Origin of the sequence: Pseudomonas resinovorans NBRC 106553 (assembly GCF_000412695.1) — a bacterium.
Lineage (GTDB): Bacteria > Pseudomonadota > Gammaproteobacteria > Pseudomonadales > Pseudomonadaceae > Metapseudomonas > Metapseudomonas resinovorans_A.
The window spans coordinates 2,278,424-2,297,468 of the sequence record NC_021499.1; the positions used below are offsets into that span (position 1 = coordinate 2,278,424).

19 protein-coding genes, 1 tRNA gene and 1 pseudogene are annotated in these 19,045 nt (G+C 66.6%); 12 read left to right on the plus strand and 9 right to left on the minus strand.

The window, feature by feature from the left end:
* Positions 1 to 44: 44 nt before the first annotated feature.
* The 3 genes from PCA10_RS10305 to PCA10_RS10315 form a co-directional block, all read right to left on the minus strand.
* Complete coding sequence (locus PCA10_RS10305) at positions 45 to 1,313, minus strand: OprD family porin (RefSeq protein WP_016492013.1); 1,269 nt, start codon at positions 1,311 to 1,313, stop codon at positions 45 to 47.
* A gap of 106 nt (positions 1,314 to 1,419) precedes the next feature.
* Complete coding sequence (locus PCA10_RS10310; protein WP_016492014.1) at positions 1,420 to 2,286, minus strand: MBL fold metallo-hydrolase; 867 nt, start codon at positions 2,284 to 2,286, stop codon at positions 1,420 to 1,422.
* Between the two features lie 13 nt (positions 2,287 to 2,299).
* Positions 2,300 to 2,887, minus strand: coding sequence for a glutathione S-transferase family protein (locus PCA10_RS10315; RefSeq protein WP_016492015.1), 588 nt, complete (start codon positions 2,885 to 2,887; stop codon positions 2,300 to 2,302).
* A 145-nt stretch (positions 2,888 to 3,032) separates the two neighbouring features.
* Here PCA10_RS10315 and PCA10_RS10320 point away from each other — a divergent pair, with 145 nt between their 5' ends.
* The 3 genes from PCA10_RS10320 to PCA10_RS10330 all read left to right on the plus strand — a co-directional run bounded on the left by PCA10_RS10320 (position 3,033) and on the right by PCA10_RS10330 (position 5,115).
* Positions 3,033 to 3,590 carry a TetR/AcrR family transcriptional regulator gene (locus PCA10_RS10320; protein WP_016492016.1) on the plus strand — a complete coding sequence of 186 codons (558 nt, stop codon included), beginning with the start codon at positions 3,033 to 3,035 and terminating at the stop codon, positions 3,588 to 3,590.
* A gap of 87 nt (positions 3,591 to 3,677) precedes the next feature.
* Positions 3,678 to 4,829 (plus strand): DUF5610 domain-containing protein, encoded by a 1,152-nt coding sequence (locus PCA10_RS10325; RefSeq protein ID WP_016492017.1) that lies wholly within the window; start codon positions 3,678 to 3,680, stop codon positions 4,827 to 4,829.
* A gap of 46 nt (positions 4,830 to 4,875) precedes the next feature.
* Positions 4,876 to 5,115 (plus strand): glutaredoxin family protein, encoded by a 240-nt coding sequence (locus PCA10_RS10330; protein WP_016492018.1) that lies wholly within the window; start codon positions 4,876 to 4,878, stop codon positions 5,113 to 5,115.
* Between the two features lie 5 nt (positions 5,116 to 5,120).
* Here the strand turns inward: PCA10_RS10330 and PCA10_RS10335 are convergent, their stop codons facing one another.
* Positions 5,121 to 5,396 (minus strand): hypothetical protein, encoded by a 276-nt coding sequence (locus PCA10_RS10335; RefSeq protein WP_016492019.1) that lies wholly within the window; start codon positions 5,394 to 5,396, stop codon positions 5,121 to 5,123.
* 311 nt (positions 5,397 to 5,707) lie between these two features.
* Between PCA10_RS10335 and PCA10_RS10340 the strand changes: the two genes are divergently transcribed.
* On the plus strand, positions 5,708 to 5,914 hold the full coding sequence (locus PCA10_RS10340; protein WP_016492021.1) for a hypothetical protein: 207 nt from the start codon (positions 5,708 to 5,710) through the stop codon (positions 5,912 to 5,914).
* Between the two features lie 68 nt (positions 5,915 to 5,982).
* Here PCA10_RS10340 and PCA10_RS10345 read toward each other — a convergent pair.
* The 3 genes from PCA10_RS10345 to mobA form a co-directional block, all read right to left on the minus strand.
* Positions 5,983 to 6,059, minus strand: a tRNA-Pro gene (locus tag PCA10_RS10345).
* A 174-nt stretch (positions 6,060 to 6,233) separates the two neighbouring features.
* The gene (locus tag PCA10_RS10350) at positions 6,234 to 6,455 is read right to left on the minus strand and encodes a YgdI/YgdR family lipoprotein (RefSeq protein ID WP_016492022.1); all 222 of its coding nucleotides are present in this window, start codon (positions 6,453 to 6,455) and stop codon (positions 6,234 to 6,236) included.
* 77 nt (positions 6,456 to 6,532) lie between these two features.
* Positions 6,533 to 7,120: a molybdenum cofactor guanylyltransferase MobA gene (gene mobA / locus PCA10_RS10355; RefSeq protein WP_041770203.1), complete on the minus strand. Its 588-nt coding sequence runs from the start codon at positions 7,118 to 7,120 to the stop codon at positions 6,533 to 6,535.
* 67 nt (positions 7,121 to 7,187) lie between these two features.
* Between mobA and moaB the strand changes: the two genes are divergently transcribed.
* Complete coding sequence (moaB, locus tag PCA10_RS10360) at positions 7,188 to 7,727, plus strand: molybdenum cofactor biosynthesis protein B (protein WP_016492024.1); 540 nt, start codon at positions 7,188 to 7,190, stop codon at positions 7,725 to 7,727.
* Positions 7,724 to 8,938, plus strand: coding sequence for a molybdopterin molybdotransferase MoeA (locus tag PCA10_RS10365; RefSeq protein WP_041770205.1), 1,215 nt, complete (start codon positions 7,724 to 7,726; stop codon positions 8,936 to 8,938). Before moaB ends, PCA10_RS10365 begins: the two co-directional genes overlap by 4 nt.
* A gap of 117 nt (positions 8,939 to 9,055) precedes the next feature.
* Here PCA10_RS10365 and gliR read toward each other — a convergent pair whose 3' ends face one another.
* Positions 9,056 to 10,078: an AraC family transcriptional regulator GliR gene (gene gliR, locus PCA10_RS10370; RefSeq protein WP_016492026.1), complete on the minus strand. Its 1,023-nt coding sequence runs from the start codon at positions 10,076 to 10,078 to the stop codon at positions 9,056 to 9,058.
* A 126-nt stretch (positions 10,079 to 10,204) separates the two neighbouring features.
* On the opposite strand from gliR, the pseudogene PCA10_RS10375 reads away from it, so the two are divergent.
* The 3 genes and pseudogenes from PCA10_RS10375 (at position 10,205) to PCA10_RS10385 (ending at position 15,004) form a co-directional block, all read left to right on the plus strand.
* Positions 10,205 to 11,801: pseudogene (locus PCA10_RS10375) on the plus strand (FAD-binding oxidoreductase).
* Between the two features lie 2 nt (positions 11,802 to 11,803).
* Positions 11,804 to 13,378, plus strand: coding sequence for a glycerol-3-phosphate dehydrogenase/oxidase (locus tag PCA10_RS10380; RefSeq protein ID WP_016492029.1), 1,575 nt, complete (start codon positions 11,804 to 11,806; stop codon positions 13,376 to 13,378).
* Positions 13,379 to 13,396: 18 nt separating this feature from the next.
* The gene (locus PCA10_RS10385; protein ID WP_016492030.1) at positions 13,397 to 15,004 is read left to right on the plus strand and encodes an FGGY-family carbohydrate kinase; all 1,608 of its coding nucleotides are present in this window, start codon (positions 13,397 to 13,399) and stop codon (positions 15,002 to 15,004) included.
* A 234-nt stretch (positions 15,005 to 15,238) separates the two neighbouring features.
* Here the strand turns inward: PCA10_RS10385 and PCA10_RS10390 are convergent, their stop codons facing one another.
* Positions 15,239 to 15,937, minus strand: a complete 699-nt coding sequence (locus tag PCA10_RS10390) for a pirin family protein (protein WP_016492031.1) — start codon at positions 15,935 to 15,937, stop codon at positions 15,239 to 15,241.
* 208 nt (positions 15,938 to 16,145) lie between these two features.
* On the opposite strand from PCA10_RS10390, the gene yegS reads away from it, so the two are divergent.
* The 3 genes from yegS to PCA10_RS10405 all read left to right on the plus strand — a co-directional run bounded on the left by yegS (position 16,146) and on the right by PCA10_RS10405 (position 18,978).
* Positions 16,146 to 17,045, plus strand: a complete 900-nt coding sequence (gene yegS, locus PCA10_RS10395; protein WP_016492032.1) for a lipid kinase YegS — start codon at positions 16,146 to 16,148, stop codon at positions 17,043 to 17,045.
* Between the two features lie 134 nt (positions 17,046 to 17,179).
* Entirely contained in the window at positions 17,180 to 18,106 is a 927-nt protein-coding gene (locus tag PCA10_RS10400) for a chemotaxis protein CheV (RefSeq protein ID WP_016492033.1), read from the plus strand.
* Positions 18,107 to 18,174: 68 nt separating this feature from the next.
* On the plus strand, positions 18,175 to 18,978 hold the full coding sequence (locus tag PCA10_RS10405) for an MOSC domain-containing protein (protein WP_016492034.1): 804 nt from the start codon (positions 18,175 to 18,177) through the stop codon (positions 18,976 to 18,978).
* Positions 18,979 to 19,045 lie beyond the last annotated feature (67 nt).

A 19,045-nucleotide genomic window follows, 5' to 3' on the forward strand; every position in this document is an offset into this window, starting at 1 on the left:
TGAAAAAGCCCGCCGATCGGCGGGCTTTTTCATGGCGGGGTGAATTACCAGAGCGGCATCACGTAGCTGAGGATCAGGCGGTTCTCGTCGAGGTCGTTGCCGAAGTTGGTGGAACGTACCGTGGCGTTGCGCCATTTGACGCCGAAGTTCTTCAGCGGGCCTTCCTGGACGACGTAGGCGATGTCCATGTTGCGTTCCCATTCCTTGCCATCGGAACGACCGGCGCCCAGGTCGATGTTGTCGCCGGACAGGTAGCGGGTCATGAAGGTCAGGCCGGGGATGCCGATGTCGGCGAAGTTGTAGTCGTAGCGGGCCTGCCAGGATTTTTCGTCCTTGTTGGCGAAGTCGCCGATCTGCACGTAGTTGACCAGGAAGGGGTCGGTCCCGTTGATGTAGGCGAAGCCGGTGTCGCCGCTCATGTTCTGGTAGGCGAGGCCGAAGGCGTGGCCGCCGAGGGCGTAGGTGAACATGGCGCCGAAGGCATTGTTGTCGACGTTGCTGGTGCCGTCGTCGGTGGAGCGGGCGTAGCGGATATCGCTCTTGAGGGACTGCTTGTCGCCCAGCGGCAGCACGTGAACGACGCTGAGGTAGTGCTGCTTGTAGAAGTCATCCAGCTCGCCGTAGTGGTAGGCGGTGGTGAGGCTGTCGTTCCACTTGTAGCTGGCGCCGCCGAAGTTGAACTCGTCGCTGGTGGTGCCGGGACGGAAGGTGATGGCGCGGGCGGCACCGGTGGTGACCGTCATGGCCTCGTTGTCGGAGGAGTCACGCTGGTTGACCCGGTTGAGGCGGCCGGCATCGAAGGTCAGGCCGTCGATTTCCATGGAGTTCAGGTGGCCGCCCTGGAAGGTCTGCGGCAGCAGGCGCGAGTCGTTGTACTGGACCACCGGCAGCTTGGGCATCAGGGTGCCGACCTTGAGCACGCTCTTGGAGGCGCGCAGTTTGACGGTGGCGCCGAGTTCGCCGTATTCGTCCTGGGCGCGGCCGGTTTCGCGGTCGCGCTTGAGCAGGCCGGTGCCGCTGCGGTCGGGGCTGGAGTCGAGCTTGACGCCGAGCAGGCCGATGGCGTCGACGCCCACGCCGACGGTGCCTTCGGTGAAGCCGGACTCATAACGCAGGAGGAAGCCCTGGGCCCATTCTTCGGCCTTGGACTGCGAGGCATTGTCCTGGCGGAAGTCGCGATTGAAGTAGAAGTTGCGCAGTTCCAGGCTGCCCTTGCTGTCCTTGATGAATTCAGCCTGGGCGATGCCCGGTACGGTGATACTGGCGCCGAGCGTGGCCAGGGCCACGGCTTGCGCAAGCGAGGTCTTGCTCATTGTTATTGTCTCCTCGTTGGGTTGCAGGTCGGTCGGGTCGTCCTGTTACAACAAGTTGACTAAAGCATTTCGTTACATTTTTTGCAGTTAGACGATGGTCGGCAGCTCACTGGACCCACTGCGGGTAGTAACCCAGCTGGTCCTGGACCTTGGCGTCGTGGGCGGGCACCACGATGAGCGCGGTTTCCTTCTGCAGCAGGTCGTGAACCTTCTGCAGCTGAGCCCGCGTGGCTTCACGGTCGTTGTCCACCAGCTTGCGGCTGACCCAGAACTTCTCCTTCGGCCCGGTGAAACCTTCCAGGCGCCAGCTGGCATCGCCGGTGAAGAAGAACCGCCGCCCGTCGGCCAGGGTCAGGAACAACCCCAGCGAACCCGGGGTGTGGCCACTGAGCGGCACCAGCACCAGGCTGCGGTCGCCGAACAGGTCGAGGCTTTCCTCAAAGCCCATGAAAGGGACGGGCAGGAAGGTGAAGGGCCGCCAATTCACTCCGTGGGCGAACTGGCTGGGCAGCAGCGCCGGCGGCGTGGCGATCTCGCTGAACTCGATTTCCTCGTAGGGCGCCCACACCGGTACTTCTGGGAAGTCCGCCAAGGCCGAGGCATGGTCCCAATGGACATGGCTGAGGAGGATGCGGTCGACACGGATGCCGTCGCGATCCAGCTGGTCGCGGGCCGGGGTCACCGCGCCGTACTGCATCAGCGGTTTGTCCCACCAGGGCATCTCGTTGCCGAACTGGCTGTCCACCTGGCGGCCGAGGCCGGTGTCGAACAGCAGGGTGGCGGCGTGGTGCTGGATCAACACCGCCACGTGATTGGCCTTGACCTTCTCGGTCCAGTTGCCGCCTTCCACGGTGAAGGCGTCCAGGGTTTCGGTTTCGGCGGTTTTCACCAGGGCGAAGCGCAGGCCTTCGGCCTGGGCGCTCAGGCAGTTGGCGGCGAGCAGGAGCGATAACAAATACGAACGCAGGCGCATGGGGTCGATGTCCTCAGGGTAGGTCGAGGTAGCCGGGCAGGGCGCGGATGCGCGCGAACCAGCTGTGCAATTCAGGGTAGGGCGCCAGGTCCAGGCCGCCTTCGTTAGCCAGCGCCAGGTAGGGGTAGACCGCCACGTCGGCGATGCTCGGCCGCTCGCCCACCAGCCAGTCGCGCCCGGCCAGGTGCGCGTTCACCAGCTCCAGTACCTGGCGACCGCGGGCCTGGGCGTCCTCCAGGTCCACCGGGCGGCCGAATTTCAGGCCAATCCGCGCCTTGGCCACGCCGTTGTGGATCTCGTTGGCGGCCAGGCTCAGCCAGCCGGCGATCTGGCCTTGGGACAGGGCATCCAGCGGGAACCAGTGCTCATCCGCATAGCGTCGCGCCAGGTAGACCAGGATGGCCTGGGAGTCGGCCAGCGGTTGGCCGTCGTCCACCAGCAGCGGTACTTGCCCAAGGGGATTGAGTGCGAGGAACTCGGGACGCTTTTGCGCGCCGTTGGGCAGGTCCAGGGTCAGCAACTCGGCGTGCTGGCCGATCAGCCCGAGAAACAGGCGGACCTTGTAGCAATTGCCGGAAAGGTAGAAGTCATGGAGCTGCATGGCGAGTCCCTCGCGGTTGTTGGTAGTGGCGCTGGATGGTAGACAGACCTGTCTGTATATTTCAAGCGCGACTGTTGCACCGCCGCGACAGCGGTTTGAGCCGGCAAGGGCGGATGCGCATAATGCGGCGGTTCAGGAGGCTGCAATGGCATCGAGCAAACGCGAACAACTGGTCAGCACAGCCCTCGCGCTCTTCTATCGCGACGGTTTTCACGCCACCGGCATCGACCGCATCCTCGCGGAGTCGGGCGTGGCCAAGATGACCCTGTACAACCACTTCAAGTCCAAGGACGAGCTGATCATCGCCGCCCTGGAATCGCGCTTCGCGCCCGCGGCCGAGCGCATGGCCCGGGCCTTCGCGGAACTGCCGCCACGGGACGCCATCCTGCGGGTGTTCGACGGCCTGGACGAATGGCTCCGCCAGGACGAGTTCTGCGGTTGCGCCTTCATCAACGCGGCGGCCGAGTTCCATCGACGCGACCACCCGGTGCATCAATTGGCCGCGAGCTACAAGGCCGCCACCCAGGATTACTTCCGGGGTGCCCTGGAGCGCCTGGGGGTGGTACAGCCCGAGCGCCTGGCGCGCCAGCTGCAGTACCTGATGGAAGGGGCGGTGAGCATGGCCCATATCGAGGGGCCGGCCGACCAGGCGCTGGACGCCCGGGACGCCGCCGAGCAGTTGCTGCGCGCCGCAGGAGTCTGAAAACCGCTCCATTGGTCGGGGCATCACTCAAGTTTTTCGGCCTGCGGCCGCCAAGCCGGGGACACCGACGACTTCGGATGCCCCGACATGAATGCCCTGGCCTCTCTCGCTTCCTCCCCCCAACGCTCGATTTTCCCCGGGCAGGCTGCAGCCGCTGCGCGCAAGCAGGCGGATGCCCAGGAGACCCTGGCCGGCCGCCTTGGCGAGCGTCTTGGCCTGGAGCCCGGCGCGCTCAGTGGCAAGGCATCCGACTACAGCCCGGAAAAGGTCGCCGACCGCGTGCTCGGTTTCATTGACCAGCGACTGCGCAGCGAGGCGGCCAACGGCGCTGACCCGACCAAGTTGCAGGGGCTGCTGGACCAGGCCCGCGCCGGCATCCAGAAGGGCTTCGACGACGCGCGCAAGATACTCGATGGCTTCGGCGTGCTCGGCGGCAAGGTGGCCGACGACATCGACGACACCTTCGGCCGCATCCAGGACGGCCTGGACCAACTGCAGAAAACCTACACCCAGCCGGCGCAGCCCAGCCAGCCGGGCGGCGTCGCGGCGGTCGCCGGATACAGCGAGCGCTTCGCCGCCCAGGCGCAAACCTTCGACCTGGAAGTGAAAACCCGCGACGGCGACAAGCTGCGCATATCCGTCGCCCAGGCATCGGCGTCCTTTTCGCGCAGCAGCGTGACGGCGGCCAGTGACGGCACGAATTCGGTGGTGTCGGCCAGCAGCCAGTCTTCCAGCCTGCAGATCGGCGCCTGGCAGATCGACGTGGAAGGGGAGTTGGACGACGAGGAGAAGGCCGCTCTCCGCGACCTGCTCGGCCAGGTCCAGGACATCTCCAGCAAGTTCTACTCCGGCGACCTGGCCGGCGCCTTCGATCGCGCCCTGGCCCTGGACATGGACGGCGAGCAACTGGCATCCATGTCCCTGCACCTGACCCAGACCAAGGTGAGCCAGGCCACCGACGCCTATGGTGCCGTTGCGCAGCAGGGCGGCCAGGCGGCCAGTGCGGTCAACGGCAGCCTCAAGGACTACGCCAACAGCCTGCTGGACGCCCTGCGCAGCGCCAGCGAACTGGCGGAGAACGGCCGTGGCACCCTGGAGCAACTGCTCAAGGGCGGCTTCGCCCTCGACGAGCGCTTCGACCCGGCCCAGCTGGCCAAGGCGGATGCCTTCAACGGGCGCCTGCTCGATGGCCTGCAGCCCTTGCTGGACAAGGCCCAGGACCAATCCACCAAGGCCTGACCGCGTGCTAGAATTCGCGCCTCGCTGACCCTTGAGGCGCCTCGCCATGCTTCCTGAATGCCAACTCTTCGGCACCCTCGGCTGCCACCTGTGCGAAGTGGCCGAAGGCGTGCTCATGCCCTTCGTCGAGCGCGGCTTGTTGGTGGAACTGGTGGACATCGCCGAGTCCGAGGAGTGGGTCGAAGTCTATGGCCTACGCATCCCGGTGCTGCGCCGCTGCGACACCGGCGGCGAGCTGGGCTGGCCCTTCGATGCCAGTGCCGTGGCGGCCTTTCTTTCCAGCTGAGCCTTTTACCTTGATTGCCTGAGCGCCGCCTTGCGCGCGGCGGCGAGCAGGTCGCTGGCGTCCGCCAGCAGCAGGTGGGCGGCATTGGCCACACTCACCAGATCGCGGCTTTCGGCGATATCGATCCGCATGCAGGTAAAGCTGAGCAGCAGGCTTTTGGCGGCGTGCAGGCGCTGTTCGGCGCAATCCTGCAGGTCGTGGTAGGCCGCGCCTGCATCGAGCAGCAGCACGGGCGCCTGGATGGCATTTTCGGAAAGGGGAATGAAGCGGGAATCGTCCATGGTGAAGCTCCCAGAGTGGTTGGAGCTGTCACCGTTCGCGGCCAAGCGAATTTGGGTGACAGCTGCACGCGGGTTGGCCGACCGGGACTCTAGGCACCCGGCACACCCGAAGGTGTCCCGCGCACAGCTGCCATGACAAAGCGTTGCAGGCACAAAAAAGCGCCTGCAATGGTCATGTGGGCGCCTGTGCGCCTAGAGATTCTCGACCGGCCAAGGTCGGCCACGGGATTGACCGTGGCGGGCGGACTATAAGATGAGGGGGAGGGGCTGGCAAGCCGGTGCCCTGACTCATGACCACAGGATGAAACGCCATGGGCAAACGACATGATCCCGAGCGGATCGACAACGAAAATCCCGAGTGGCGAGCGGAAGACTTCGCCCGTGCGCGCCCCGCCGGCGAAGTGCTGGGTGAAATTTTCGGCGAGGAAATGGGGGAAGAGATGAGCAAGCCAAGGCCGGACCGTCCGGCAGCTGCGCGAACCAAGGAACAAGCCGGCGATTCGCAAGAGCCAAAGTAGGCCTACGTGCGCTTGGGAAAAATCCCAGGCAATAAAAAACCCGCCATTTAGGCGGGTTTTTCGGGATTTGGTCGGAGCGACTGGATTCGAACCAGCGACCTTCTCGTCCCGAACGAGACGCGCTACCAAGCTGCGCTACGCTCCGTTGTGTGGCGCGCATTCTACAGAAAAACTTTTGGCCTACAAGGGGTTAGCTGAAAATTTTTTAACGGGCGTTGTGCGGGAACCGAGTGGAGCGCGGGAGGCTGCGAATGGCGCGGGGTTGCCGGAGGATGGCAAAGGCCCGCGTCGCTGCGCATGCAGGAGCGGGCCGCGGGAATCAGAGTTCCTTGATGGAGCGGATCTGATCCTTGTTCACCTTGGCGCGGTTTCCATCCAGTTGCTCGAACTCGTAGAAGCCCGAGTCATCGTCGTATTCGGGGGTGTCCACGGCCTGGAGTTCACGCCCGTCATTGAGGGTGAGCACGGTGGGGGTCGAGCAGCCGGCGAGGGTGAAAAGACCCAGTGCGAGCAGGAAGGCGGGGGCTATCCGCTGATTCATCGTCATCTCCTTGATGATTACGCTAGTCGTACGAACGTTCTGACGATGCAGGGGCCGGCAAAGTTCAAGGAAATGCCTCAATGCCCGTGTCGGGTGCCTTCGAGCAGCTCCGGCGTGTTCAGGTTGGCCAGCCGTGGATCGCCCTCTGGGCAGGTCAGGGCGACGGGGTCGAGCTGGCGGAGGATGCGTTGCGGGCTGCGTTCTCCGGCCTGCCAACCGGCGTCCAGGGCCGGCAGAACCGCGCGGGGCAGGACGCAGAACAGCGGCTCCCAGAACGCGCCCTGGCGGACCATCACCGGCCGCTCGCAGGTGGCGGCGAGCAAGCTGTCGATCAGCGCGTCATCCACCTGCGGGGCGTCGCAGGGCAGGACCAGCACCTGTTCGTGTCGGGCCACCGCCAGGCCGGCGCGGATGCCGGCCAGTGGTCCGGGGTAGTCGGGACTGTCGTCGTGCACCAGTTGGTCGGACCAGGCGGCGTAGCGGTCGTCGTTGCGATTGCAGGAAATGATCAGGTCGTCGGTGCGCGAACGCACCCGGTCGTGCAGCCAGGCGATCAGCGGCCGGCCGTGCCAGTCCACCAGACCCTTGTCACGCCCCCCCAGGCGCTGGCCACGACCGCCCGAAAGCAGCAGGACAGAGCAGGGCGGCTGGGCTGTGGCGGTCATGTCGGAGTCTCCGGGGCGGCGCTGTGATATAACACCGGGCATTCACTCCTACAACTGGAAGCCTGCCATGAGTCACAAGGCCGAGGCGGTGTTCGTGCCGCTCAATATCGCCGTTCTTACCGTCAGTGATACCCGCAGCCTGGAGACCGATACGTCCGGCCAGCTCTTCGTCGATCGCCTTACCTCCGCCGGCCACTCCCTGATCGCGCGGGTGCTGCTGAAGGACGACCTGTACAAGATCCGCGCCCAGGTGGCCACCTGGATCGCCGACGACCAGGTGCAGGTGGTGCTGATCACCGGCGGCACCGGCTTCACCGGCCGCGACAGCACCCCCGAAGCGGTGGCCTGCCTGCTGGACAAGCAGGTGGATGGCTTCGGCGAATACTTCCGGCAGATATCCGTGACCGATATCGGCACCTCCACCATGCAGTCCCGTGCCCTGGCCGGCCTGTCCAACGGCACCCTGGTGTGCTGCCTGCCGGGCTCCACCAATGCCTGCCGTACCGCCTGGGACGGCATCCTCGCCGAGCAGCTGGACAATCGCCATCGCCCCTGCAACTTCGTACCGCACCTGACCCAGGCCAATGCCTGCGAGAGCCGCGGATGAGTAGGTGCGATCACCCCGGCCTGATGCCGGTGGAAGACGCCCTGGCGCGCCTTTTGGCGCTGGCCGAAGGCGCCCCGATCAGCACTTGCGAACGCGTGGCCCTGGCCGAGGCTGATGGCCGCGTGCTGGCCGAGCCGTTGGTGGCCGGGCTCGACCTGCCGCCCTGGGACAACAGCGCCATGGACGGCTACGCCCTGTGCCTGGCCGATTGGCAAGGCGAGCCGCTGCCGGTGAGCCAGCGGGTCCTCGCCGGCAGTGCGCCGCAGCCGCTGCAGCCGGGCACCTGTGCGCGCATCTTCACCGGCGCGCCGCTGCCGGCGGGTGCGGACCTGGTGGAAATGCAGGAGAACGCCGAGGTCCTGGCCGATGGCCGGGTGCGCTTCCTCGAACCCCTGAAGACCGGGCAGAACGTACGGCCCCGTGGCCAGGAAACCCGCACGGGTGAAACCGTGTTGCCCGCCGGTACCCGCCTGGGACCCATCGAGATGGGCCTGTGCGCCTCCCTGGGAGCCGCCGAGCTGGTGGTGCGCCGCCGTCCCGTGGTGGCGGTGATTTCCACCGGCGACGAGCTGGTGCCGCCTGGCCAGCCATTGGGGCCGGGGCAGATCTACAACAGTAATCGCAGCCTGCTGATCGCCTGGCTGAAGCGCCTGGGCTGCGCGGTGCTGGATGCCGGCATCCTCGCCGACGACCTGGAGCTGACCCGCAAGGCCCTGGCCGAGCTGGCGGACGTGGACCTGATCCTCTCCACCGGCGGCGTGTCCGTGGGCGAGGCCGATTTCCTCGGCGTGGCCCTGCGCGAGGAAGGCGAGCTGGCCCTGTGGAAGTTGGCGATCAAGCCGGGCAAGCCGCTGACCTTCGGGCATTTCCGCGGCGTGCCGGTGATCGGGCTACCGGGCAATCCGGCCTCCACCCTGGTGACCTTCGGCCTGTTGGCGCGACCCTACCTGCTGCGTCGTCTGGGGGTGGAAGAGGTACAGCCTCTGGGCTTCGCCGTACCCGCCGGTTTCACCTGGCGCAAACCCGGCAATCGCCGCGAGTACCTGCGGGCACGGCTGGAGAATGGCCGTGCGGTGATCTACCCGAACCAGAGTTCCGGTGTGCTGCGCAGCGCGGCCTGGGCCGAGGGGCTGGTGGAGGTGCTGGAAGGCACGACCCTGGCCGAGGGCGATACCTTGCGCTTCATTCCGCTGAGCGAGTTGCAGGCCTGATCGGCGCTGCCTTCTTGTAGGGGCGAATTCATTCGCCAAGGGCGGCGCAACTGCCCTCCGGGAGTCGCGGGGCAGGACTGCGTCCTGCTTGGCGATTGAAATCGCCCCTACCGGGTTTCAGCCCTGGCGCTTCGCCTCGCGAAACTCCCCCGGCGTCTGCCCGGTCCATGCCTTGAAGCTGCGGTGGAAGGAGCGGGACTCGGTGAAACCCAGGTAGGTGGCGATGTCCTGGATCGGCAGGTCGCTGCGCAACAGGTAGTGCTCGGCGAGTTCCTGGCGCAGTTCGTCGAGTATCTGCTGGTAGCTGGTGCCGGCTTGTTGCAGGTGGCGCTGCAGGGTGCGCACCGTCATGTGGAATTTCTCCGCCACTCGCTCCTTGCGCGGCAGGCCGTCCTTGAGCAGCAGGCGCAGGGCGTTCTTCACCCGCTGCGGCAGCGGCTCGTCATCGTCCAGCCCGGCCATCAGCGCCAGGGCGTGTTCCTCCAGGGTGCGCAGGAGATTGGCATCCGCCTGGCGCAGGGGAATCGACAGGTAGTCCATGGGCACCAGCAGCGCATTGCAGGGCTGCTCGAAGCGCACCGGGCAACCGAACACCTGCTCGTAGTCCTCGATGCCGGTGGCGTTGGGCTGGGGGTGCTCGAACCAGACCTCCCGTGGCGATAGCTGCGTGTCGGCGATCCAGCGCGCGTAGAGCAGCCAGGACGCGAGCACGTTCTCCACCATGTGCCGGCGGATGGCCAGGTCCTGGTGGCGGCAGCTCCAGATCATCCGTACAGCGTCGCCCTCGGCCTCCACGCGGCTCACGCCCATGTCGCCCACCAGTTTCTCGTAGGGGGCGATGCGGCTCATGGCCTCGCCGAGCGTGGCGCAGTTCATGGTGATGTAGCCGAGCACGCTCCAGGAGCCGGGCTGCACGTAGCGCGCCGCGTGCAGGCCGAACAATCGGTCGCCGGACTCGCGGATCAGGTGGGCCAGCAGCCGCTCATGGACTTCACTGGGGAGGCGTCGGCCGTTGTCCGCCAGGTCTTCCGGGCGGATGCCGGCGGCCATGAGGGTGGTCGCCTGGTCGAGGCCGAGCTGTTCGGCGTGGCGCAGGTACTTGAGCAGGGCGGGAACCGAGGTATAGCCGAGTGCGTGCATGCGTTTTCTTGTTATGTCCTGATTGGCGATGGCCGCTGTCCCGATTCGACAGTGACGCCTTCGGGCGGCTGGCTAGTATAGGCAGCCATCGAAATCCTCCGAAACAACCCGAACAAGGAGAACGGCATGCGACGCTGGAATGGCTGGGGCGATGAGGCAACCGTGGTGGAGTTGCCGGCCAATGGAGCGGCTTTCCTCGCCGGGCGCATCGGAGCGGGCCAGCCCCTGCCCGACGCCAGCCTGGAGCAGGTGCTGGCGCGCGTACCGGCCTCGCGCCTGGCGGCGCATCCGCTGATCAGCCTGGACGCCGAAACCCGTGTGCGTCACGCCCGTGGCCAGAGCCTGCCGGATTGGCTGGCCATGCGCGAAGGCGACTTCGGCCAGTTCCCCGATGGGGTGGCCTTCCCGGAAACCCCGGAGCAGATCCGCCAGTTGCTGGCCCTGGCCGCCGAGCGCGACCTGGTGCTGATTCCCTACGGCGGCGGCACCTCGGTAGCCGGGCATATCAACCCCCAGGCCGGCGAGCGACCGGTGCTGACGCTCTCCCTCGCGCACATGAACCGCTTGCTGGAGCTGGACGAGGACAGCCTGATCGCCACCTTCGGCCCCGGCGCCAGCGGTCCGCAGGTGGAAAGCCAGCTGCGCGCCCGTGGCTACACCCTGGGCCATTTTCCGCAGTCCTGGGAGCTGTCCACCCTCGGCGGCTGGGTCGCCAGCCGTTCCAGCGGCCAGCAGTCCCTGCGCTACGGGCGCATCGAGCAGCTGTTCGCCGGCGGCACCCTGGAAACCTTCGCCGGCCCCATGGAGCTGCCCACCTTCCCGGCCTCGGCGGCGGGGCCGGACCTGCGCGAGCTGGTGCTGGGCTCGGAGGGGCGTTTCGGGGTGATTTCCGAGGTGCGGGTGCGGGTCAGCCGGCTGGCCGAGCAGGAGTCCTTCTACGCGGTGTTCCTGCCCAGCTGGGAGCAGGCGTTGTCGGGTATTCGCCACCTGGCCCAGGCCCGGGTGCCGCTGTCCATGCTGCGCCTGTCCAATGCCATCGAAACGGAAACCCAGCTGGCCCTGGCCGGCCATCCGGGGCAGATCGCCCTGCTGGAAAAGTACCTGGCCCTGCGCGGCGCGGGGGGCTGGCAAGTGCATGCTGACCTTCGGCGTCACCGGCAGCCGGATGCAGAACGCCGCCTCGCTGAAACAGGCCAGGCGCCTGCTGAAGGGCTTCGGTGGCGTGTTCACCGGCACCTTGCTGGGCAAGAAGTGGGAGCACAACCGCTTCCGCTTCCCCTACCTGCGCCACGCCTTGTGGAGCGCCGGCTACGTGGTGGACACCCTGGAAACCGCCACCGACTGGGTCAATGTCGACAGCCTGCTGGGCAAGATCGAGGCCAGTCTGCGCAGCGGTCTTGAAGAGGACGGCGAACAGGTCCATGTGTTCACCCACCTGTCCCACGTCTACGGCGAGGGATCGAGCATCTACACCACCTACGTCTACCGCCCCGGCGGCAGCTTTGAGGCGGCCCTGGAGCGCTGGAGCAGGCTCAAGCGCGTGGCCAGCGAGGTGATAGCGCAGAATCGCGGCACCATCAGCCACCAGCATGGCGTCGGCCGCGACCATGCGCCCTGGCTGCCGGTGGAGAAGGGCCCGCTGGGCATGGCCGCCTTGCGCAGCCTGGCGCAACACTTCGACCCCGAGGGACGTCTCGCCCCCGGCGTGTTGCTCGAGGATTGAACATGGGCGCCTGGAACGCCGAATGGCGCCGCGTCGCGCTGCCGGAACTGGCCCGCCAAGAGTGGGACCTGATAGTGGTGGGCGGCGGCATCTGCGGCGCCGGCATCCTGCGGGAGGCCGCGCGCCAAGGCTGGAAATGCCTGCTGCTGGAGCAGCGGGATTTCGCCTGGGGCACGTCGAGCCGTTCCTCGAAGATGGTCCATGGCGGCCTGCGCTACATCGCCAAGGGCCAGTTCGGCCTGACCCGCGCCTCGGTGCGCGAGCGCCAGCGCCTGCTGGCCGAGGCGCCGGGATTGGTGGAGCCCCTGAGCTTCGTTATGCCGCACCGTGGCGGCTTCCCCGGGCCACGGGTATTCGGCGGCCTGCTGGCGGTCTATGACGCGTTGGCCGGGCGCCGCAACCATCTCTACTACCCCTTGCAGCAACTGCGTTACCTGGTGCCCGGCCTCGGCGAAGAGGGCCTGCTGGGCGGCACCCGTTTCTTCGATGCGGTGACCGACGACGCCCGGCTGGTCATGCGGGTGCTGGGCGAGGCGCGCGGCGAAGGCGGTGAAGCGCTCAACGGCATGCGCGTGACGACCTTGCAGCGGGAGCAGGGCAGGGTGACCGGCCTTGAGGCCGAGGACCTGGAAAGCGGCAAGCGTTTCAGCTTCCGCGCCCGTACCCTGGCCGTGGCAACCGGCGCCTGGGCCGATCGCCTGCGCACGGCACAGGGCGCGGAACATATCCGCCCGCTGCGTGGCAGCCATTTGCTGCTGCCAGGCTGGCGGCTGCCGCTGGCCCACGCCATCAGCTTCATGCACCCGGCCGATGGGCGACCGGTATTCGTCTTCCCTTGGGAAGGCGCGACGGTGATCGGCACCACCGACCTCGACCACGCAGACGGCCTGGATGACGACGCACGCATCAGTGCGGCGGAGGTGGACTACCTGCTCCAGGCCTGCGCCCTGCAGTTCCCGGCGGCGGGTATCGGCCGCGCCGATCTGCTCTCCAGCTGGGCCGGGGTACGGCCGGTGGTGAGCGAAGGTGAGGCGCGCCTCAAGCCTTCGGACGAGAAACGCGAGCACGTGCTCTGGGTCGAGCCCGGTTGCGTCACCCTGGCCGGCGGCAAGCTGACCACCTTCCGCCTGCTGGCGCTGGAGGTGTTGCGGGCCTGCGCGAGCTTTGCCGGTCGACATCTGGCGGAGGGCGATGGCCCGGTGTTCCAGCCCTGCGCCGCGTCGGCATTACCGGCCTTGTCGCCGACCCAGCGCCTGCGCCTGCTGGGACGCCATGGTCGAGCCGTGGCGGAGCTGGCCCGTTGGGTCGGCGAGTTGGGCAGTGAGCGCGTTGGTACCACCGACACGCTCTGGGCCGAACTGGCCTGGGCGGCGGAGGGCGAGCTGGTGCTGCACCTGGACGACCTGTTGCTGCGCCGTACCCGTCTCGGCCTGCTGCTGCCCGAAGGCGCGCGCGCGGAGCTGCCACGCATCCGCACGCTGTGCCAGCCGCTGCTGGGTTGGGACGACCCACGCTGGGTGCGGGAAGAGGCCGACTACCTGGCGCTCTGGCGGAAGAGCTACAGCCTGCCCGAATAACAAGAACAAGGACCCATCGTGAGCGAGAAGAACTACCTGCTGGCCATCGACAACGGAACCCAGAGCGTGCGCGCGCTGCTGTTCGACCTGGAGGGCAATCTGCTGGGCAAGGGCAAGGTGCCCCTCGAGGCCTACTACTCGCGCCAGCCAGGCTGGGCCGAGCAGGACCCCGAGTACTACTGGGCCAGCCTGGGCGAAGCCTGTCGGTTGCTCTGGGAGTCGGTGGACATCGATCGCAGCCTGATCCGAGGCGTCTCCCTGACCACCCAGCGCGGCACGGTGATCAACGTTGACGAGCAGGGTAAGCCGCTGCGTCCGGCGATCCTCTGGCTCGACCAGCGCCAGGCCGAGGTCGAGGGTCGACTCAAGGGGCCCTGGGGGTGGCTGTTCCGGGCAACCGGCCTGGAAGGCACGGTGGATCACTTCCGCGCCCAGGCCGAGGTCAATTGGGTGGCGCAACAGCAGCCCGAGATCTGGTCGCAGACCCACAAGGTGCTGTTGCTGTCGGGCTTTCTCAGCCACCGGTTGTGTGGCCAGTTCGTCGATTCGGTGGCCTGCCAGGTGGCCTATCTGCCGTTTGACTACAAGCGCCTGCAATGGGCCGCGCCACGGGACTGGAAGTGGCAGTCCATGCCGGTACGTCGCGAACAATTGCCGGAGCTGTTCAAGCCGGGTGAGCGACTGGGCCGCATCAGCGCCGAAGCCAGCCGCCATACCGGCATTCCCGAGGGGCTGCCGCTGATCGCGGCGGGGGCCGACAAGGCCTGCGAAGTGATCGGCGCCGGCGGCGTGGAGCCGAGCGTGGCCTGCCTGTCCTATGGCACCACCGCCACCATCAACACCACCCGCCACAAGTACCTGGAAACCATCCCGCTGATCCCGCCTTATCCGGCGGCGATACCCGATCACTTCAATACCGAGGTGATGATCTACCGGGGCTTCTGGATGGTCAGCTGGTTCAAGCAGGAGTTCGGCCTGCGGGAAATGCAGCGGGCCAAGGAACTGGGGGTGGAGCCGGAGGCGCTGTTCGACGAACTGGTCAACGGCGTGCCGCCCGGCTCCATGGGGTTGATGCTGCAGCCGTACTGGTCGCCGGGCATCCGCGAGCCGGGGCTGGAGGCCAAGGGCTCGATCATCGGTTTCGGTGACGTGCACACGCGGGCGCACATCTATCGCGCCATCCTCGAAGGCCTGGCCTATGCCCTGCGCCAGGGCAAGGAGCGCATCGAGAAGCGCTCCGGCACCGCCATCACGCGCCTGCGGGTGTCGGGCGGCGGCTCCCAGAGCGATGCCGCCATGCAGCTGACCGCCGATATCTTCGGCCTGCCGGCCGAGCGTCCCCATGTGTACGAGACCTCTGGCCTGGGGGCCGCCATCGACTGCGCGGTGGGCTTGGGATTGCACCCGGACTTCCCCACGGCGATTCGCGCCATGACCCGGGTGGGGCAGGTGTTCCAGCCCGATCCCCAGGCGCAGCGCACCTACGAGCGGCTGTACCGGGAGGTCTACCAGGGCATGTACAAGCAGCTGCGGCCGCTGTATCGAAAGATCCGCGAGATCACCGGTTACCCGGCGTTAAGGGTTGCAGGAGCGAATTCATTTGAACTTGGGAAGCCACGTCCTTAGGACGTGGTGATGAGTCATCGGCTCTGCTTGTAACGCTTGAGCTGCCCGGCTGTCAGGATGAAACTCGTAGGATGTGGCGGGCGGCGTTCCGCTTGAGCGAAGCGATACCCATCAGCTCTGCCACGGACAGCATGGGTATCGCAGGCTCAACCCATCCTACGTTGCTTTCCATCCACCAGCGGTGCAAGGCAGGGCCTCGGATGGTGGACCGATCCGGGCCCCCACAGGGCGATGTCAGGCCACATCCACCAGGACGATTTCGCTGTCCTCGCTGGCGGTGAAGCTCAGTACCTCGACATCGCGCACCGCCACGCCATCGCGGGCCTGGGCTTTGATGCCGTTCACCTCGTAGCTGCCCTTGGCGGCCACCAGGTAGGCCTTGCGGCCCTTCTCCAGGCGGTACTCGGCGCTCTGGCCGGCCTTCAGGGTGGCGGCGGCGAGGCGCGCGTTGGCGCGGATGCTCAGTGCGTCGCCGCCGTCATCGATGCCGCTGGCCAGGGTCACGAAGCTGCCGGCGCGCTCGCCCTTGGGGAAGGGCCGGGCACCCCAGGAGGGGGCTGCGCCGTGCTGGGTCGGCATGATCCAGATCTGGAAGATCTTGGTGGTTTCGTCTTCCAGGTTGTACTCGCTGTGGGCGATGCCGGTGCCCGCGCTCATGACCTGTACGTCGCCGGCCTCGGTGCGGCCCTTGTTGCCCAGGTTGTCCTGGTGGGTGATCGCACCCTCGCGAACGTAGGTGATGATCTCCATGTCCTGGTGCGGGTGCGGCGGGAAGCCGGACTGCGGGGCGATCTCGTCATCGTTCCAGACGCGCAGTTGGCCCCAGTTCATGCGTTGGGCGTCGTAGTAGCTGGCGAAGGAGAAGTGGTGCTTGGCGTTGAGCCAACCGTGGTGGGCACCACCGAGTTCGGCGAAGGGGCGTACTTCGATCATGTTCGAGTCTCCTGTGAGCTCGCGGAGGGAGTTCTCCGGGAGGAATGGGGCGCATGATCAATCATCATATAACCAGGTAAAAGCGTAATTTTTCCAGGATTTATATCGATAAATTCGATGTGATAATGGGCTTTCCGAACGCCACTGACGCCGATTCCCGTTCGGTGCGGTCCTATACTCGGGCCATTGACGAACCAAGGAGCTGATCATGGACGAGCGCAAGGCTTTGCTGATCCTGCATGCCAAGCAAGCCGGCAACGATGAGGTGCGCGAGGCGGTCCAGGTGCGCCGCGATGCAGGCTGGGACCTGGCCGTGCGAGTCACCTGGGAGGCCGGCGATGCCCGGCGGCTGGTGGCCGAGGCGCTGGCGGCGGGCTACCCGACCCTGATCGCCGGCGGTGGCGACGGCACCCTGCGCGAGGTCGCCGAAGCCATGGTCCTGGCGGGGAGCGACGCCAGCCTCGCGTTGCTGCCCCTGGGCACGGCCAATGACTTCGCCCGCGCCGCGGGCGTGCCGCTGGATCCCATGGGCGCGCTGGCGCTGCTCGAGGTGCCTCCGCGCGCCATCGACCTGGGTGACGCCGACGGCCATCTGTTCCTCAATATGGCGACCGGCGGCTTTGGCTCGAAGATCACCGCCAACACCTCGGAGGACCTGAAGAAGGTCCTCGGCGGCGCCGCGTACTTCCTCACCGGGCTGACCCACTTTCCCGAGGTGCATTCGGCCTTCGGCCGCTTCCGTGGTCCGGATTTCAGCTGGGAAGGGGAGTTTCTCGCCCTGGGCATCGGCAACGGGCGCCAGGCCGGTGGCGGCCATCCCTTGTGCCCGCAGGCGGTGGTGGACGATGGCCTGCTGGACCTCTGCATCATTCCAGCGCCCCAGGACGTGGTGGGCACCCTGACCACGCTGCTGTCCGGCGGCATCCTCGGGCTCGAGGCGGTATCGGTCAGCGCCCGTCTGCCCTGGGTCGAGGTGGAGGCGCCGGAAGGGCTGGACCTCAACCTCGACGGTGAGCCGCTGGAAACCGTGCGCCTGCGTATCACCGCGCGGGCGGGAGCGTTGCGAGTGCATCTGCCGAACCTGTCTCCGCTGCTGCGGTTGGATTGATCGTCAGGGCGCTGGCGTCATGGGATTGGCTGCGGCATGATGGCTCGGTGCCATGTCTTCAGTTTTCCGCTGCCTAGCCGACAACCTGCCATGGCAGTTCTGCCCACCATCGCATTCGCAGCAGAGGAAGTTCCATGGCCGGCATTCTCGACACCGTCGATCAACGCACTCAACTGGTGGGTGAAAACCGGCTGGAAATCCTGATGTTCCGCCTGAGCGGTCGCCAGCTCTTCGCAATCAACGTGTTCAAGGTGCAGGAAGTCCTGCAGCTGCCGAAGATGACCCTCATCCCCCAGCGCCACCCGGTGGTCTGCGGCGTGGTCAACCTGCGTGGCCAGACCCTGCCGGTGATCGACCTCTCCCAGGCCATCGGCATGCGTCCGCTGGTGCCGGATGAGCGCAGCACCATCATCGTCACCGAGTACAACCGTTCGGTGCAGGCGTTCCTGGTGGGCGGGGTGGATCGCATCCTCAACCTCAACTGGGAATCCATCCTGCCGCCGCCCGGTGGCGCCGGCCGCCAGCACTACCTGACCGCCATCACCAAGGTGGATGAGCAGATAGTCGAAGTCATCGACGTCGAGAAGGTGCTGGCCGAGATCGTGCCCATGAGCACCAAGGTTTCCGCCGATCGCCTGGACAATCCGCTGCTGCAGATGGCGGTGGGGCGCGAGGTGCTGCTGGTGGACGACTCCACCGTGGCCCTGACCCAGTTGCGCGAGACCCTGTCCCAGCTCGGCATGCGCCTGCACGTGGCCAGTGACGGTCTGAAGGCGCTGCGCATGCTCAAGGCCTGGGCCGACAGCGGCGAAGACATGACCGAGAAACTCCTGATGATCTTCACCGACGCGGAAATGCCGGAGATGGACGGCTACCGGCTGACCACCGAAATCCGCAACGACCCGCGTCTGCGCGATCTCTACGTGGTGCTCCACACGTCGCTGTCCGGCAGCTTCAACGACGCCATGGTGAAGAAGGTCGGCTGCGACAACTTCCTCTCCAAGTTCCAGCCCGACAAGCTGGTGGACGTGGTGATCGACCGCCTCAAGCGGGATCAATGAACTTGAGCTGAACCCCGCCGGCTGCGTATAAGGAGGGCTTCGTTCGAACGCCCTCAGGAAGAGCTGCCATGTTGCGTCTGTCGTCCCTCTACCGGTTCCCGATGAAATCCGCCAAGGGCGAGCCCTTGCAGCAGGCCCAGGTCGATGCCCTGGGCCTGGCGGGCGATCGACGCTGGATGCTGGTGGACGCCGAGAACGGCCGTTTCCTGACCCAGCGCGCGTTTCCCCGGATGTCCCAGCTGTCGGCCCTGTGGAACGCGGCCGGCGGGCTCAGCCTGAAGGCCGAGGGCCTGCCGGACCTCGACGTGCCGCTGCCGGAACCGGACGCCAACCTGCGTGGCACCTTCGTCTGGGGTGCGCCGATGTTCGTCCCGGATGCCGGCGACGAGGCGGCACAGTGGCTCAGCGGTTTCCTCGGCAAGGCCTGTCGCCTGGTCCAGGTGCCCGAGCACCGCGCGCGGGACATCCCGGGCAGCCTGTTGCCCGAGGAGAAGGTAGGTTTCGCCGACGGCTTTCCCCTGCTGTTGATCGGCCAGGCTTCCCTGGACGACCTCAGCGCACGGGTGGGGCGGCCGCTGGAAATGCTGCGCTTCCGCCCGAACCTGGTGGTGGAGGGGAGCGAGGCCTACGCCGAGGACGGCTGGACGCGGATTCGCATCGGCGGCGTCGAGTTCAGCGTGGCCAAAGGCTGCAGCCGCTGCATCCTCACCACCATCGACCCGGCCACCGGCGAGCGCAGTGCCGACCGCGAGCCGCTGACCACGCTCAAGGGCTACCGCGAGCGCGAAGGCGAGGTGTACTTCGGGCAGAACCTGATCAACCGCAGCAACGGCGTGCTGGAAGTGGGGATGGCGGTCGAGGTGCTGGAGTAGGGCGCCACAGGCTCCGAGAGGGGGCTCACCGTACCGAATCGTAGGATGGGTTGAGCGAAGCGATACC

Coding starts and splice junctions, on each gene's coding strand:
- PCA10_RS10305 (WP_016492013.1), bottom strand. CDS start 1,313: ATGAGCAAGACCTCGCTTGCGCAAGCCGTGGCCCTGGCCACGCTCGGC.
- PCA10_RS10310 (WP_016492014.1), bottom strand. CDS start 2,286: ATGCGCCTGCGTTCGTATTTGTTATCGCTCCTGCTCGCCGCCAACTGC.
- PCA10_RS10315 (WP_016492015.1), bottom strand. CDS start 2,887: ATGCAGCTCCATGACTTCTACCTTTCCGGCAATTGCTACAAGGTCCGC.
- PCA10_RS10320 (WP_016492016.1), top strand. CDS start 3,033: ATGGCATCGAGCAAACGCGAACAACTGGTCAGCACAGCCCTCGCGCTC.
- PCA10_RS10325 (WP_016492017.1), top strand. CDS start 3,678: ATGAATGCCCTGGCCTCTCTCGCTTCCTCCCCCCAACGCTCGATTTTC.
- PCA10_RS10330 (WP_016492018.1), top strand. CDS start 4,876: ATGCTTCCTGAATGCCAACTCTTCGGCACCCTCGGCTGCCACCTGTGC.
- PCA10_RS10335 (WP_016492019.1), bottom strand. CDS start 5,396: ATGGACGATTCCCGCTTCATTCCCCTTTCCGAAAATGCCATCCAGGCG.
- PCA10_RS10340 (WP_016492021.1), top strand. CDS start 5,708: ATGGGCAAACGACATGATCCCGAGCGGATCGACAACGAAAATCCCGAG.
- PCA10_RS10350 (WP_016492022.1), bottom strand. CDS start 6,455: ATGAATCAGCGGATAGCCCCCGCCTTCCTGCTCGCACTGGGTCTTTTC.
- mobA (WP_041770203.1), bottom strand. CDS start 7,120: ATGACCGCCACAGCCCAGCCGCCCTGCTCTGTCCTGCTGCTTTCGGGC.
- moaB (WP_016492024.1), top strand. CDS start 7,188: ATGAGTCACAAGGCCGAGGCGGTGTTCGTGCCGCTCAATATCGCCGTT.
- PCA10_RS10365 (WP_041770205.1), top strand. CDS start 7,724: ATGAGTAGGTGCGATCACCCCGGCCTGATGCCGGTGGAAGACGCCCTG.
- gliR (WP_016492026.1), bottom strand. CDS start 10,078: ATGCACGCACTCGGCTATACCTCGGTTCCCGCCCTGCTCAAGTACCTG.
- PCA10_RS10380 (WP_016492029.1), top strand. CDS start 11,804: ATGGGCGCCTGGAACGCCGAATGGCGCCGCGTCGCGCTGCCGGAACTG.
- PCA10_RS10390 (WP_016492031.1), bottom strand. CDS start 15,937: ATGATCGAAGTACGCCCCTTCGCCGAACTCGGTGGTGCCCACCACGGT.
- yegS (WP_016492032.1), top strand. CDS start 16,146: ATGGACGAGCGCAAGGCTTTGCTGATCCTGCATGCCAAGCAAGCCGGC.
- PCA10_RS10400 (WP_016492033.1), top strand. CDS start 17,180: ATGGCCGGCATTCTCGACACCGTCGATCAACGCACTCAACTGGTGGGT.
- PCA10_RS10405 (WP_016492034.1), top strand. CDS start 18,175: ATGTTGCGTCTGTCGTCCCTCTACCGGTTCCCGATGAAATCCGCCAAG.